We start from the raw sequence: 14,353 nt of genomic DNA on the forward strand, positions 1-14,353 counted from the left end.
GTCCTCCTTCCTCCTGCCTCCATTGCGCCACCGCCGGACGGAGGGGGGCAGGGGCGCACGCCCCGACGTCGGGGGCCGAAGGTCCCGGGCCGGGCACGCCGGGCAGGCCAGGCACACCGGGTCGGCCGGGCACGCCGGCCGGGCCGGCCACCGCTACCGTGACCTCATGGCAGACGACGTGGACGTCCTGCTCGACGCGGTGCTCTCCGTGGGCCGCGGCCTCGAGCTGGAACCGACGCTGCAGCGGCTCGTCCAGACGGCCGCCGACCTCGTCGACGCGCGCTACGCGGCACTCGGGATCCTCGGGGACGACGGCCTGATCGCCCAGTTCCTCACCGTCGGCCTCACCGAGGACGAGATCCGCGCCATCGGGCCCTACCCTCGCGGCCGCGGGCTGCTCGGCGAGCTCATCGAGCACCCGGTCCCGCTGCGCCTGCCCGACCTGTCCGCCGACCCGCGGTCGGTCGGGTTCCCGGACCACCACCCGCCGATGCGTTCGTTCCTCGGCGTCCCGCTCCGCGTCCACGGCAGCGCGTTCGGCAACCTCTACCTCACCGACAAGCGTGGCGGCGGGGAGTTCACAGCGCGGGACCAGCGCCTCGTCGAGGGCCTGGCCACGGCCGCCAGCGTGGCCGTGGAGAACGCCCGGCTCTACGACGAGGCGCGGCTGCGCGAGCGCTGGGCCCACGGCGACGACGAGATCTCGCGACGCGTGCTCGAGGGCGAGGCACCTGCGGCGGTGCTCGACGCCGTCGCCCGCGAGGCGCTGCAGGTGGCCACGGCGGACGTGGCCCTGCTCGCCACCGTCGCGGACGACGCCCCGGACCATCTGCTGGTGCGGTCGGCCCACGGTCCCGGCACCGACGGGCTGGTGGGCACCACGGTCCCGTTCGAGGGCACCTTCGCCGCGGAGGCCTACACCTCCGGTCGACCCCTGGTGCTGCGCGACGGTTCCGCCCTGCCGCGCGACACCCTCTCGGCGCACCCGTCGGACATCATCGGCCCGCTGGCCGCGCTGCCGCTGGGGGGACCCGGCCGGACGGCGGGGGTCCTGTCGGTGGGGCGGCGCCGGGGCACCCCGCCCTTCCCCCGGGTCGTCGTGGACGCACTGACCGCGTTCGCCGCCCAGGCCGCCGTCGCCCTCGAGCTGGCCGAACGCCGGCAGGACGCCGAACGCCTCGCCGTCGTGCGTGACCGGGACCGTATCGCACGGGACCTGCACGACCTCGCGATCCAGCGCCTGTACGCCACCGGCCTGTCCCTGGAGGGCGTGGGACGGCGGCTGCGGGACCGCGACGACGCCGACCGGGTGGCCCGGGCCGTCACCGACCTCGACGAGACCATCAGCCTCATCCGGACCACCATCCGCGGCCTGCAGCCGTCGGCCGGGGGCATGCGGCGGGTGGGCCTGCGCTCCCGGCTCGTCGCGGAGGTCGACGCCGCCTCGCACGCCCTGGGGTTCACCCCGGCGCTGCGCACGTCCGGTCCCGTCGACACGGTCGTCCCGCCCGACGTCGCGGCCAACCTGGTCGCCGTCGTGCGCGAGGCGCTGTCCAACGTGGCCCGGCACTCCGGCGCAGGACGCACCGACGTCGAGCTGTCCGTCGACGACGGCGTCGTGCTCACCGTCGTCGACGACGGGTGCGGCATCCCCTCCGACGCCACGCCGAGCGGGCTGGCGAACCTGGAGCGCCGGGCCGCCGAGCTCGGCGGGTCGTTCGGCGTCGAGCGGCGGCTGCCGGGCACCGAGCTGCGCTGGAGCGTGCCGCTGCCCCGATAGGTCGCGGGGTCCGGCAGGCAGGTGTCAGGGCTGCTGCCCGAGGCGCGTGGCGAGCACCGCGGCCTGGACCCGGCGCTCCAGCCCCAGCTTGGCGAGCACGCTGGACACGTAGTTCTTGACCGTCTTCTCCGCCAGGTACAGCTCGGTGCCGATCTGGCGGTTGGTCAGCCCCTGCCCGATGAGGGCCAGCACCTTGCGCTCCTGCGTGGTGAGCTCGGCGAGCGGGTCGGCCTCCGGGTGGTCCTGGGCCCGCATCCGCTCCATGACCAGGCGGGTGGCACGCGGGTCGAGCGTGGAGCCGCCCGCGGCGACCGTGCGGATGGCCGCGACGAGGTCGTTGCCGCGCACCTGCTTGAGGACGTATCCGGCGGCACCGGCGAGGATCGCGTCGAACAGCGCCTCGTCGTCGTCGAACGACGTGAGCATCAGGCACGTCACACCGGTGCTGGAGATGAGCTCGCGGCACAGCGTCACGCCGTCGCCGTCGGGGAGCCGCACGTCGAGGACCGCGACGTCCGGCCGCAGCGCGGGGATGCGGGCCAGCGCCTCGGCCGCGGACCCCGCCTCGCCGACGACCTCGAGGTCGGGTTCGGCCCCGAGGAGGTCGGCGACGCCACGGCGGACGACCTCGTGGTCGTCCACGAGGAAGACCCGCACGGTCTGCTCGCTCATGACGACCACGCTACGCACTCAGCGCAGGATCGGGTAGTGACGCACCAGGTCGGTGGCCGCCCAGCGGCGTCCGAGCCCGAAGGTGTCACCGGCGGCGACGGCGGCCAGACCTACCAGGACCACGGCCTCGATGAGGTGGTCGTCGAGGAACGGGTTGACGTCGATCGGCAGCGAGGCCATCCACATCATGACCAGCAGGACGACGCCCGAGGCGGCGGCGATCCGCATCCCGACGCCCAGAGCGAGCGCGAGGCCGATGCCGAGCAGGCCGAGCATGAACAACCAGTCGATGACGGCGACCCCGGCCAGTGCGCCGAAGAACCCGGCGAACGGACCCTCGACGTTGCTGAGGAAGCCCTCGGTCGGCGAGCCGCCGGTGATCCAGGCGTTCTCGGCCGGCGTGGCCAGTCCCAGGCCGAACGTCTTGTCGGCGAACGCCCAGAGGAACTGGAAGGCGATGAGCAGGCGGAGCACCGCGAAGGTGATCGCGGCCACGGGCGACAACCCGCGCTGCTCCGGCGTGACGGGCACGGTTCCCGCACCGTGGACGGCGGTGGTCATGACGTCCTCCTCCGGCCGGGTCGGCCCGGCCCTGGCTGCCCGGGCCTGTCCCGGGCGACGAGACCAGCATCGCCGCCTCAGCCCGCCCCGCGGCAGGGTGCAACGGTCCTGACCTGCCGGGACGTTGGCCCCGGCCGTCCGGCCGAAGGTCCCGATCAGGGCACGGGGTGGTCGATCCCCCGCTCGGTCCCCGCGTCGTCCAGCGCCGCGTCGGCCTCGTTTGGCGAGCCGTCCCGCGCCGCGCCGTCGTCGCCCGGCGCGTCCGGCGCGACGTCGGGCGACTCCGGAGCCGCCGCCGGCTGCGGTGATGCCCCGGGCGCCGTCAGGACGGCGAAGGGCTCGCCCGGCGTCGGGTTCCAGGCCCGGCGACGACGCCGGCGACGACGCCACCGCACGATCAGCACCGGCACGAGCACCAGCAACGCGAGCAGGAGGAGCGCTCCGGCGACGACGCCGAGGCCGGTCCAGAGCGCCCGGTCGGCCCCGTCGGTGGTCTCGGCGGCGAGCGCCCGGGCGTCGTCGAGCTCGCCGGCCGACAACGCGGCCAGCGCGGCGTCGGCGGTGTCGTCGACCTCGAGGACGGCCTGGCCCAGCTCGGACACCGGGTCGACGTCGGCCGTGGCGGCCCGCTCGGCGGCGTCGACGTCCTCCAGGGCGTCCGCCGCCTGCGGGAGCAGCGTCTCGAGCGCGCGGTAGTCGCCGTCGGTCTCGGCGTCCTCGTAGGCCGTGCGCACGGACTCGGGCACCGCCAGCCCGGTCCTCGCCGCCGTGTCCTGGACGGCGACGGCCTGCGGGGCGATCGGCAGCAGCAGCGTCATCGCGTCCTCGGCGTCGCCGAAGCTCCAGTCGGTCATGTCCCGCCGCAGCCCGACGGGAGCCTGCCAGGCGCCGTCGGCCTCGTCCAGGTCGGCGTAGTCCGTGCGGGCGTCGGCCCGTGCGTCGAGCTTCTTCGCCTGGGCCTTCTTCACCACCCACGTGCGGTACTGGTCGGTCCCGTCGACCCCGCCGCGCTCGGCCGCCAGGTCGAGGAAGCGGCGCCAGTCCGTGCGGCCGAAGTTCTTGGTGGTGCTTCCCGGCTCCTCGTAGGCGCTCTCGCCCGCGTAGGCGGCCGCGACGACGGCGGAGTACGTCTCGTCGTCCAGGTCCCCCAGCATGCGGTGCAGCGCCGTGTACGCCGCCGCGTAGGCGTAGGTCTCGGTGGTCGGCTCGCGGTCGAGCTCGCTCCAGTCGAGGAGCGGGAGCGAGCCGGCCGCCTGGCGACGCGGCGCCTGGCGCGGCTCACCCTCGCCGTCGACGGCGTCGATGACCCGGTAGGCGGTCAGCTCGGTCAGCCCCTCGTAGAGCCAGCGGCCCACGAACCGTTCGTCGTCGAACCAGGCGTGGCCGAGCTCGTGGTAGAGGGTGGACTCGTCGAGCTCCTCGCCCACGACGATCTCGTCGCCCTGGTCGTCGAACCAGGCGTAGCCGAGCACCTGCGGCGAGACGTCCTCCCGCACGACGGCGATGCGGCCCGGCCACGGTTCGTCGAGGAGGTCCTCCAGCACGGGCAGACCTGTGACGATCCGGTCCGCGGCGAACTTCCGCCACGTCGTGTCGCCTGGGAAGCTCTGCACGGTGAGCGTGGTGTCACCGACGGTGACGTCCTGCTCGTCGGTCTTGCGCGGGTCCCGCACCGAGACCGCGGACCACACGCCCCAGCCCTCGCTGTACTCCTCGGAGCGGTAGAGGGTCTTCTTCCCGCCCGCCTTGCGCGAGGTGAACTCCTCGGTGGAGTCGAACGTCATCGACGTCGGCGCGACCACCTCGACGCTCACCCGGCCGGGGTCGCCGAGCGCCTGGGCGGAGAAGGTGGCGTAGCCGCGCCCGGCACGCGTCCACCGGTCCGACCGCACCGGCGACCCGGCGATCTCGTACGTCCACTCGATGGTCCGTGTGCTGCCGTACCGCAGCGGGGAGAAGCCGACCCTCGCCCACCGCACGTTCGGGTCCTCCGGGTCGGCCTCGAGGTCGACCGTGAGCGGCGACCCCCAGCTCGTGGCCCGCACGTCCTTCGCGCTGGCGGGGACGGCGATGCCGTACCGGTTCCAGTAGTAGTACCGGTTGCCGACGTCGGGGGTGACGTTGGTGATGGTCGTGGTCACCGACGCGGAGACCTTGCCCTTCGCCGTGACCTCGTAGCGGGCGTGCGACTCCTCGGTGAGCCCGTCCTGCGCGGCGGCGGGTGCGACGGCGCCCGGCGCGACCAGCAGCGCGCCCAGCCCGAGGGCCAGGGCGAGCACGACGGTGCCCGCCCTGCGGAGAGCCCTTCCGGCCTCGTACGGTCGGTGGGTCTCCGCGCCTGCCACGTCTGCTCCGTCGCTCTCGTCGTCCGGCGATCCTGCTGGTCGCCGCGGTGATGGTAGCGGTTTCCTGGTGCTGACCAGAACCCGCATTGACGAGGTGTTGCCAGATCTTGACATGACGTCGAGGCACCCGGACGCCGGACCCGCACCGCCGGAGCATCCCACGGACGGGCGCCCGACCAGGTCACGATCTGATCGACCGCCGCGTCTCGGCTCGCGGCACGCAACCCCGTGCGGTAGACCGGACTCACCAGGCCTTGACATCGGGGGGACGCATGTGCAGCGAAGCCGGGGCGACGACGATCGCACTCCTGACCGCATGCTCCGACCCCGATCTCGGGATCCGTTCCCGGATCGTCCAGGAGCTCCTCGACGAGGCCAGCCAGGATCCCCGGCTGGCGCGTCAGGTGATGACCACGATGCTCACGGCGTCCGTGCTGTCCCTGCGGGCCTACTCCGACGCCACCGACCGGGAGCCGACCGACGTGCTGCAGACCCTCGGCCTGTCCTGGTCGGCGCGGTCCCTCGGCGTCTGATCCCGGCACCCGGGAACCTCGCGTCCCGTCACGACTGCACGGACACGTCCTCGGCGTCGCGCAGCACGCGCAGGATGTTGCCGCTGGTGAGTTTCCCCAGGTCGGCGTCCGACCAGCCGCGGTCCGCGAGCGCCTCCAGCAGCGCGGGATACCCCGCCACGTCCGCGAGCTCCGGCGCGAACCCCGACGCGCCGTCGTAGTCACCGCCGAGCCCGACGTGGTCGATCCCCGCGACCTCCCGGACGTGCTCGACGTGCGCGACGACGTCGGACAGCCGCGAGGGCGGGGCCGGGTGCTTCCCCCGCCACCGCTCGAGGAACGTGCTGAACGCCAGGTAGTCGGTCGACCGGACGCCCTCGGCAGCCGCGGCGTCGGCCGCCTCGTCCTTCCACTCGGCGACCGCCGGGGTGACGAACTGCGGCACGAACGTGACCATGCAGACGCCGCCGTTGCCGGCCAACCGGGACAGGACGCCGTCGGGCACGTTGCGCGGCACGTCGCAGACGGCGCGGGCGCTGGAGTGGGAGAAGATCACCGGCGCGCTGGTGACGTCGAGGGCGGCGTCCATGGTGCCCTCGGCCACGTGGGACAGGTCCACGAGCATGCCGATGCGGTTCATCTCGGCCACGACCTCGCGGCCGAAGTCGCTGAGCCCGCCGTGACCGCCCGGAGCATCCGTGGCGGAGTCGGCCCACGGCGTGCTGTCGTTGTGGGTGAGGGTCATGTAGCGCACCCCGAGCGCGCAGTACATGCGCAGCACGGCCAACGAGGAGTCGATGCAGTGGCCGCCCTCGGCGCCCAGCAGGCCGGCGATCCGGCCGTGCGACCACGCCTCGCGCACGCCGCTGACCCCGGCCGCGAGCTGGATCTGGTCCGGGTAGCGGCCCGCCATGCGGTGCACGACGTCGATCTGCTCGAGGGTCGCGACGACGGCGTCCGGGCCGGTGAACGTGGTCGGGACGTACACCGACCAGAACTGGGCGCCCACTCCCCCGGCCCGCAGCCGCGGGATGTCGGTGTGGGTGCTTCCCGCCGTCGAGGCGGCGATGTCCAGCCGGTCCCAGTCGGAGCCGGCCTGGACGCGCACCTCCCAGGCCAGGTCGTTGTGGCCGTCCCAGACGGGCTGGTCGGCCAGGAGGTCGCTGATGCGTTCGCTCACCATGACGGCGACCCTACGCCGGGGGCCGGGAGCCGGGCGCCCGTGAGGGCCGGGGCCCGGCTCCCACGGGAGCCGGGCGCCCGCTCGCCGGGTCAGTGCCCGGCGCCGAGCCTGCCCGCCAGCAGGTCCAGGCGCGCCTCGCTGTCCGCGTTGAGCCCGCGGAACTCCACCGTCTTGCCCTTGGCGGCGTACTTGTGCTGGACGGCGTCCAGGGCGGCCACGGTGGAGGCGTCCCACACGTGCGCCTCGGTCATGTCGATGACCACCCGCTGCGGGTCGCCCGCGTAGTCGAACTGGTAGACCAGGTCGTTGGACGAGGCGAAGAACAGCTCGCCGTCGACGGCGTAGACGCGCTCGCCGTCGTCGTCGCTCGCGTCCAGGCGGGTCACCGTGGTCAGGTGCGCGACCCGCTGCGCGAACAGCACCGCGGCGACGATCACGCCGACGATCACGCCGTAGGCCAGGTTGTGGGTCCACACCGTGACGCCGACCGTGGCGAGCATGACCACGGTCTCCGGCACGGGCATGCGCCGCAGCGTGGACGGCTGGATCGAGTGCCAGTCGAACGTGCCGACCGCCACCATGATCATGACCGCCACGAGTGCCGCCATCGGGATGATCGACACGACGTCGCCGAGGACCACCACGAGGATCAGCAGGAACACACCGGCGAGGAACGTGGACAGCCGCGTCCGGGCGCCGGAGACCTTCACGTTGATCATGGTCTGACCGATCATGGCGCAGCCGCCCATGCCGCCGAAGAACCCGGTGACGACGTTCGCGACGCCCTGGCCCCAGGACTCCCGCGTCTTGTTCGAGTGGGTGTCGGTGACGTCGTCGACCAGCTTGGCGGTCAGCAGCGACTCGATGAGGCCCACCAGCGCCATCGCCAGCGCGTAGGGGGCGATGATCTGCAACGTCTCGAGGTTCAGGGGCACGTCGGGGAAGAGCAGGGCGGGCAGCGACGACGGCAGCTCGCCCTCGTCGCCCACGGTCGGCACGGCGATGCTCGCGGTGACCGTCACGATGGTCAGCAGCACGATCGCGACCAGCGGGGCCGGGACCACGGTGGTGATCCGCGGGAAGAACACCATGACGGCCAGACCGGCGGCGACCAGGCCGAAGATCCACCAGCGGTTGTCGCCCGTGACCTTGTCGCCGAACAGGTGCGGCAGCTGCGAGGAGAAGATGAGGATCGCCAGGGCGTTGACGAACCCGACCATGACGGAGCGCGGGATGAACCGCATGAGCTTCGCCACGCCGAGCACGCCGAGGACCACCTGGATCAGCCCGCCGAGGATGACGGTGGCCACGAGGTAGTCGAGGCCGTGGTCGCGCACCACCGGTGCGATGACCAGCGCGATCGCGCCGGTGGCGGCGGAGATCATGGCCGGGCGACCGCCGACGAACGAGATCGTCACGGCCATCGTGAAGGCGGCGAAGAGCCCGATCTTCGGGTCCACGCCCGCGATGATCGAGAACGCGATGGCCTCGGGGATGAGGGCCAGCGCGACCACGAGGCCGGCCAGCACCTCGGTGCGCAGACGCGTCGCCGAGCGGAAGGCGGCTCGGAACGACCCCGAGGAGTCGGCCTCGGGGGCGCCCGTCGCGGGCAGCGGCTCGGGGGCTGGGTCGGGCAGGGAGGCTCGCAGGTCGTCGGACACGCGGTTGGTCTCCTCTCGGTTCGTGGCGCGCAGGGCGCGGCGGACCGAGGGTCCGACGACGGCGGACCACCCGGCCGGACGGTCAGGGCAGGGGGCGCGGCGTCGCGCGGGAGGTCAGGTGTCGCGGCCGCCGATGCGGGCACAGGGGCGTCCGCGACGGGCGCAACTCTACCCTCACGTGAGGGTAGAGTTCGCCTCCATGTCCCAGCACGCGAGAATCTCCCCATGAGCGCTCCGGAGACCATCCACATCGGGGCCGTGGCCGAACGCACCGGACTCTCGCTGCGCACGCTGCGGCACTACGACGAGGTGGGGCTCCTGCGCCCGTCGGCGCGGTCCGACGGCGGGTTCCGCCTCTACACCGAGTCCGACGTCGAGCGGCTGCTCCTCATCCGCCGCATGAAGCCGCTGGGCTTCTCGCTGGAGGAGATGGCCGACCTGCTCCGGGTCGCCGACGCCCTGGCGTCCGGCGCGGACGGCGCGGACGGCGACGGCGATCAGGCGGCCGCCCAGCGGGAGCGGCTGGGCACCTATGTGACGGCCGCCCAGGAGCGCCGCGCGGAGCTCGCCCGCAAGCTCGACATGGCCGACGAGCTCATCCGGCTCCTGCGCGCCCTCTGACCCCCGCGGACCCTGCCCCGCCGCCTCCCCTCCGCGAGGTAGACCACCTTCCGGCGGGGTAGGCAACCTTCCGCCCAGGTAGGCAACGTTCCGGCGAGGTAGGCAACGGCCGCAGCACCAGGACCCGGTGGACCTACCGCCGTCGTCCCTGCAGCTTGTCGAGGTCCCGCCGCTCCTTCTTCGTCGGGCGCCCGGCACCCCGCTCGCGGAGCCCCACGGCGGCCCGCTCCTCCCTGGTCGGCACCGGCGGGCTCTGGTCCTCGTAGGCCTTGACCGCCAGCGGTGCTCCGACGCGCTTGGGCAGCAGCTCCTTGACGACGACGACGCGTTGCCGCAGCGGGTCGCGCCAGGTGATCCGGTCGCCGACCTTGACCTGCGTGGACGGCTTGGCCACCACGCCGTCGACCCGGACGCGCCCGGACCGCAGGGTCGACGCAGCGACCGACCGGCTCTTGAAGAGCCGGACCGCCCACAGCCAGATGTCGATGCGCATCCCACCACTGTGCCACGCACGGTGGTGCACGACGGCGGAGGTCGCCGTCGTGCACCCCCGCGCCCCGCCTACCCGGGCGGGACCGGGCCTACCTCGGCACCGCCCGTGCCTACCCGGGCGGGACGATGCCTACCTCGGCACGACTCGGTCTACCGGGTAACCGTCGCCGTGACGACGCGGGCGTCGTCGATCCCGACGGGGTGCACCGGACCCGTGAGCGTCACGCCGCTGCGTGGCGTCGCCGTCCCCGGCAGCCGGCGCTTGACCGCAGCCCGCTGGTTGGAGATCGCGCCGCCGGTGGTGTCCCGCAGCTCCGCGGTCGTGGTGTCGGCGACGGCGGCCGCGTGCGACCCGACCCACACCTCGACGTCCCCGGGCTCCACCACCCGCCGCATCGACCGGTCGCTGAACGCGAACCGCGCGGCGGGCACGGTGAAGGTGACCACGGCGGACTCCCCCGCCGCCAGCGCCACCCGCTCGTAGGCGAGGAGCTGCGCCACGGGCCGGGTGACGGAGCCGACCACGTCCCGCCCGTAGAGCTGGACGACGTCGGCACCCGCCACGCCTCCGGCGTTGGTGACCCGCACGGACGCGAGGAACGTCCCGTCCGTGGCCGCCGAGCCCTCGACGGTCAGCCCGGTGTACTCGAACCGCGTGTACGACATCCCGAACCCGAACGGCCGCAGGGGCGTCGAGTCGGTCGAGGTGACGTCGCTCGGCCCGCCGAGCACCGGGTGCAGGTAGGAGTACGGCTGCGCCCCGGCCCCGCGGGGCAAGGACACCGGCAGCCGTCCGGACGGGTTGACGCCGCCGGCCACGACCCCGGCCACGGCGGTGCCGCCCTCCTCCCCGGGGAAGAACGCCTGCACGACGGCGCCCGGTCCGCGGTCGCCGTCGAGCGCCCAGTCGATCGCGTACGGACGTCCGGAGACCACGACCATGACCACGGGCGTGCCGGTGGCCGTCACGGCCTCCACCAGGCCGCGCTGCGCGCCGGGCAGGTCCAGCGACTCGGTGTCGTTGCCCTCGCCGACGGTGCCCCGGCCGAACAGACCGGCCTGGTCGCCGACGACGACGATCGCGACGTCCGCGGAGGACGCGGCGGCGACCGCCTCGGCGAACCCGGAGGTGTCCTCGCCCTCGACGTCGCAGCCGCGGGCGTGCACCAGGGCGGGCTGCGCGGCGCCGACGTCGGCGAACGCCCCGCCGAGCGCCTCGAAGACGGTCGGGATCTCGAACCCGAGCGGGTGCTCGGGGTGGTGGGCCAGCACGTGGTTGGCGAACGAGTAGCAGCCCATGAGCGCGTCGGCGCGGTGGGCGTTCGGCCCGACGACGGCGACGCGCGCCGGGGGGCGGGTCCAGCCGCTCAGCGGCAGCACGCCGTCGTTCGACAGCAGCACGACCGACTCCTCGGCCAGCCGGCGGGCGAGTGCCCGGTGGCGGGGGGAGTCGAGGTCGACGACGGCGGGCGGCTCGTCGGCGAACGCGTCGTCGTCGAGCAGCCCGAGCTCCTCCTTCTGCGTCAGCGCGCGCAGCACGGCGCGGTCCACCAGCGCCTCGTCGACGCGACCGTCCTCGACCGCCTCCAGCAGCGGCCCGGCGAACGCGTCGCCGGTGGGCAGCTCGATGTCGAGCCCGGCCGCGAGCGCCTGGGCGGCGGCGTCGGCACGGTCGGCGGCCACGGCCTGCATGACCTGCAGGAACGCGACGCCGAAGTAGTCGGCCACGACCACGCCGTCGAACCCCCAGTCCTCCCGCAGCACCCCGGTCAGGTGCTCCTCGGAGGCGTGCTGGGGGATGCCGTCGATCTCGTTGTAGGACGCCATGACGGCACGCACGCCGCCGTCGCGGACGGCCATCTCGAACGGCGGGAGGAACACGTCGGCGATCTCCCGCGGCCCGACCGAGACGGGGGCGTGGTTGCGTCCGGCGCGCGAGCCGGAGTACCCGACGAAGTGCTTCAGCGTGGCGTGCACGCCGGCATCCTGCAGGCCGCGCACGTAGGCGGTGCCGACCGTGCCGACCAGGTACGGGTCCTCGCCGATGCACTCGTCGACGCGCCCCCACCGGGGGTCGCGCACGACGTCGAGCACGGGCGCGAGCCCCTGATGGATGCCGAGGGACCGCATGGACTCCCCGATGGCCCCGCCCATCTCCGCGACGAGCGCGGGGTCGAACGAGGCGCCCCACGCCAGCGGGGTGGGGAACGTCGCGGCCTGCCAGGCGGCCAGCCCGGTGAGGCACTCCTCGTGCACGAGCGCGGGGATGCCCAGCCGTGTCTCGGTCCGCAACCGGCGCTGCTCGTCCCACAGCCAGCGGGCACGCTCGGCGGGGTCGACGGGCCGGGTGCCGTACACGCGGGTGTAGTGGCCGATCCCGTGCCGGGTGATCTCCCCGAGCCGCTCGCCACCGGCCTGCCCGGCGGCCATCTCGTCCTGCATCGGGGCGACGACGTCGCCGCCCTGGTCGAGCCAGTAGCCGACGAGCTGGGCGATCTTCTCCGGCAGGGTCATCCGGGCGTGCAGGGCCGCGACGCGGTCGGTGACCTGCGGCATCGCGCGCAGGCCGGCCGGTACGGGAGTGGGGTCGGTCATCGAGGTCTCTTTCTGCGTGGTCATCCCTTCACCGCGCCCTGCAGTCCGTTGACGATGCGCTTCTGCATCGCGAGGAAGAACACGAGCGCCGGGATCATGGCGAGCGTGGTGAAGGCGAAGACGCCCGCGGTGTCGGAGGAGTGCTCCGAGGAGAAGTCGGCCACGCCGAGCGGGAGGGTCTTCATGTCTCCCTGGAGCAGCAGCAGGGGCAGCAGGTACGCGTTCCACGAGCCGACGAAGGCGAGCACGCCGACGGTGACCATCCCGGGTCCGGACAGCGGGATGAGGATGCGCCAGAAGAACCCGATCCGGCTGGTGCCGTCGAGCTGGGCGGCCTCCTCGAGCTCCTTGGGCAGCGCCTTGAGGAACGGCCGCAGGATGACCACCGTCATCGGGAGTGCGAACGCGGCCTGCGGCAGGGCGACGCCCCACCAGGTGTTGCCGAGCCCGAAGTTCTGGGTCAGCAGGATGAACAGCGGCACCACGGCCACGGTGGCGGGGAACAGCAGCCCGGCGACGAACACCATGAACAGCACCTCGCGCCCCTTGAAGGCGTAGCGGGCGAGCGGGTACGCGGCCATGACGCCGAAGACGACCACGATCGCCGTGGTGACGACCGCGATGACCACGGAGTTGAGGGTGTACTGCCAGAACGCCGGGTTGGTGACGACGCCGGTGTAGTTGCTCACGACCCACGGGTCGGGCAACGACGCCGGCGCGTCGGCGAGCTGGGCGTTGCTGCGGAAGCCGCCGAGCACGCCGTAGACGACGGGCCCGAGGGTGGCGCAGACGACCAGGAAGGCCACCGCGTAGACCACGGGGTTGCCGCCCTGGAACCGGCCCGCGCTGCCGCGGCGCTGCCGGGGCGCGGGGGCCGGCGCGGTCGGTGCTGGTGTCTGTGTCGACGTGGTCATCACGCCACCTCCTTGGCGTCCCGGCGCAGGATGAGTCGCTGGTAGAGCACCGCCATGACGAGCGCGATGAGGAAGAGGATCACGGAGGCCGCGCCGGCGATGCCGAAGTTGTTGCTCCGGGTGCCCTCGTTGACGAGGAAGATCGCCATGGTGCTGGTGGCGTTGGCCGGGCCGCCCTTCGTCAGGATCCAGACCATGTCGAACAGCTGCAGGGACCCGATCATCGACAGGAACCCCCAGGTGCGGATCGTGGGGCCCAGGAGGGGCACGGTGATCTTGCGCTGGACCTGCCACCAGGAGGCGCCGTCGAGCTGGGCCGCCTCGTAGAGCTCCTCGGGGACGCCCTGCAGACCGGCGAGGAAGAGGATCACCGCCAGGCCGAGGTACTTCCACGTCAGGATCGCCATCACGGTCCACAGCGCCAGGTCCGGGTCACCGAGCCAGCCCTGCGCGGGCGGCTCCAGGCCGACCGTCTGCAGGATGGTGTCGAGCACGCCGTAGTAGGGCTGCAGGAGCTGGAACCAGATCACGCCGGCCACGACCTCGGCCAGCACGTACGGCACGAAGATGATCGTGCGCAGCGTGCTCTGCCCCCACATCTTGCGGTTCAGCAGCAGGGCGATCGCCAGTCCCAGCGGGAGCTGGATCGCGATGGACAGGACCACGATGACGAGGTTGTTGACCAGCGAGCCGACGAACACGTCGTCGGTGAGCACCGAGACGTAGTTCGCGAGCCCGACGAAGTCCACCAGGGGGCCACGTCCGTTCCACCGGAAGGCGGACATCTGGACGGCCGTGATGACCGGCCAGACCACGAACAGGGCCAGCATCGCCAGGGCCGGCGCCACGAAGAACGCGATCTCCAGGCGCTTGCGGAGCTGTGAGTCCGTCGCCCGCCGACCCCCGCCCGGACGCCCGGCTGCCGGGCGACCCTGACGGGTCGCGCCGGCAGCCGGACCGGTGGAGGTGGCAGGCGACGCGGGGTCCGTCGTGACGGCTGCGTCGTCTGCCATCTCG

The 14,353-nt window shown here is 73.2% G+C and carries 12 protein-coding genes; 3 read left to right on the top strand and 9 right to left on the bottom strand.

Annotated elements, in window-relative coordinates; all coding sequences use genetic code 11:
- Window positions 1-166: 166 nt before the first annotated feature.
- Window positions 167-1,780: a sensor histidine kinase gene (locus ACIQLL_RS14965; protein WP_402468731.1), complete on the top strand. Its 1,614-nt coding sequence runs from the start codon at window positions 167-169 to the stop codon at window positions 1,778-1,780.
- 24 nt (window positions 1,781-1,804) lie between these two features.
- On the opposite strand, the gene ACIQLL_RS14970 is transcribed toward ACIQLL_RS14965, so the two are convergent.
- The 3 genes from ACIQLL_RS14970 to ACIQLL_RS14980 all read right to left on the bottom strand — a co-directional run bounded on the left by ACIQLL_RS14970 (window position 1,805) and on the right by ACIQLL_RS14980 (window position 5,358).
- Window positions 1,805-2,452 (bottom strand): response regulator, encoded by a 648-nt coding sequence (locus ACIQLL_RS14970; RefSeq protein ID WP_402468734.1) that lies wholly within the window; start codon window positions 2,450-2,452, stop codon window positions 1,805-1,807.
- An 18-nt stretch (window positions 2,453-2,470) separates the two neighbouring features.
- Window positions 2,471-3,013 carry a hypothetical protein gene (locus tag ACIQLL_RS14975; RefSeq protein WP_402468737.1) on the bottom strand — a complete coding sequence of 181 codons (543 nt, stop codon included), beginning with the start codon at window positions 3,011-3,013 and terminating at the stop codon, window positions 2,471-2,473.
- Between the two features lie 155 nt (window positions 3,014-3,168).
- Window positions 3,169-5,358, bottom strand: coding sequence for a gluzincin family metallopeptidase (locus ACIQLL_RS14980; protein WP_402468740.1), 2,190 nt, complete (start codon window positions 5,356-5,358; stop codon window positions 3,169-3,171).
- Between the two features lie 272 nt (window positions 5,359-5,630).
- On the opposite strand from ACIQLL_RS14980, the gene ACIQLL_RS14985 reads away from it, so the two are divergent.
- Window positions 5,631-5,891, top strand: a complete 261-nt coding sequence (locus ACIQLL_RS14985) for a hypothetical protein (RefSeq protein ID WP_402468743.1) — start codon at window positions 5,631-5,633, stop codon at window positions 5,889-5,891.
- Window positions 5,892-5,919: 28 nt separating this feature from the next.
- Here ACIQLL_RS14985 and ACIQLL_RS14990 read toward each other — a convergent pair whose 3' ends face one another.
- Both ACIQLL_RS14990 and ACIQLL_RS14995 read right to left on the bottom strand, forming a co-directional pair.
- Window positions 5,920-7,053 (bottom strand): dipeptidase, encoded by a 1,134-nt coding sequence (locus tag ACIQLL_RS14990; protein ID WP_402468746.1) that lies wholly within the window; start codon window positions 7,051-7,053, stop codon window positions 5,920-5,922.
- Window positions 7,054-7,142: 89 nt separating this feature from the next.
- Window positions 7,143-8,666, bottom strand: a complete 1,524-nt coding sequence (locus tag ACIQLL_RS14995) for a SulP family inorganic anion transporter (RefSeq protein WP_402468832.1) — start codon at window positions 8,664-8,666, stop codon at window positions 7,143-7,145.
- 273 nt (window positions 8,667-8,939) lie between these two features.
- On the opposite strand from ACIQLL_RS14995, the gene ACIQLL_RS15000 reads away from it, so the two are divergent.
- Window positions 8,940-9,335, top strand: coding sequence for a MerR family transcriptional regulator (locus ACIQLL_RS15000; RefSeq protein ID WP_402468749.1), 396 nt, complete (start codon window positions 8,940-8,942; stop codon window positions 9,333-9,335).
- A gap of 133 nt (window positions 9,336-9,468) precedes the next feature.
- Here the strand turns inward: ACIQLL_RS15000 and ACIQLL_RS15005 are convergent, their stop codons facing one another.
- The 4 genes from ACIQLL_RS15005 to ACIQLL_RS15020 form a co-directional block, all read right to left on the bottom strand.
- On the bottom strand, window positions 9,469-9,828 hold the full coding sequence (locus ACIQLL_RS15005; protein ID WP_402468751.1) for an RNA-binding S4 domain-containing protein: 360 nt from the start codon (window positions 9,826-9,828) through the stop codon (window positions 9,469-9,471).
- Window positions 9,829-9,977: 149 nt separating this feature from the next.
- The gene (locus tag ACIQLL_RS15010; RefSeq protein WP_402468753.1) at window positions 9,978-12,422 is read right to left on the bottom strand and encodes a beta-xylosidase/alpha-l-arabinosidase; all 2,445 of its coding nucleotides are present in this window, start codon (window positions 12,420-12,422) and stop codon (window positions 9,978-9,980) included.
- Window positions 12,423-12,442: 20 nt separating this feature from the next.
- On the bottom strand, window positions 12,443-13,336 hold the full coding sequence (locus ACIQLL_RS15015) for a carbohydrate ABC transporter permease (RefSeq protein WP_402468755.1): 894 nt from the start codon (window positions 13,334-13,336) through the stop codon (window positions 12,443-12,445).
- On the bottom strand, window positions 13,336-14,349 hold the full coding sequence (locus ACIQLL_RS15020; protein ID WP_402468757.1) for a carbohydrate ABC transporter permease: 1,014 nt from the start codon (window positions 14,347-14,349) through the stop codon (window positions 13,336-13,338). Before ACIQLL_RS15020 ends, ACIQLL_RS15015 begins: the two co-directional genes overlap by 1 nt.
- Window positions 14,350-14,353 lie beyond the last annotated feature (4 nt).

The sequence above is a fragment of the Isoptericola aurantiacus genome (assembly GCF_044769875.1).
GTDB lineage: Bacteria > Actinomycetota > Actinomycetes > Actinomycetales > Cellulomonadaceae > Isoptericola > Isoptericola aurantiacus.

Coding starts and splice junctions, on each gene's coding strand:
- ACIQLL_RS14965 (WP_402468731.1), top strand. CDS start 167: ATGGCAGACGACGTGGACGTCCTGCTCGACGCGGTGCTCTCCGTGGGC.
- ACIQLL_RS14970 (WP_402468734.1), bottom strand. CDS start 2,452: ATGAGCGAGCAGACCGTGCGGGTCTTCCTCGTGGACGACCACGAGGTC.
- ACIQLL_RS14975 (WP_402468737.1), bottom strand. CDS start 3,013: ATGACCACCGCCGTCCACGGTGCGGGAACCGTGCCCGTCACGCCGGAG.
- ACIQLL_RS14985 (WP_402468743.1), top strand. CDS start 5,631: ATGTGCAGCGAAGCCGGGGCGACGACGATCGCACTCCTGACCGCATGC.
- ACIQLL_RS14990 (WP_402468746.1), bottom strand. CDS start 7,053: ATGGTGAGCGAACGCATCAGCGACCTCCTGGCCGACCAGCCCGTCTGG.
- ACIQLL_RS15000 (WP_402468749.1), top strand. CDS start 8,940: ATGAGCGCTCCGGAGACCATCCACATCGGGGCCGTGGCCGAACGCACC.
- ACIQLL_RS15005 (WP_402468751.1), bottom strand. CDS start 9,828: ATGCGCATCGACATCTGGCTGTGGGCGGTCCGGCTCTTCAAGAGCCGG.
- ACIQLL_RS15010 (WP_402468753.1), bottom strand. CDS start 12,422: ATGACCGACCCCACTCCCGTACCGGCCGGCCTGCGCGCGATGCCGCAG.
- ACIQLL_RS15015 (WP_402468755.1), bottom strand. CDS start 13,336: ATGACCACGTCGACACAGACACCAGCACCGACCGCGCCGGCCCCCGCG.
- ACIQLL_RS15020 (WP_402468757.1), bottom strand. CDS start 14,349: ATGGCAGACGACGCAGCCGTCACGACGGACCCCGCGTCGCCTGCCACC.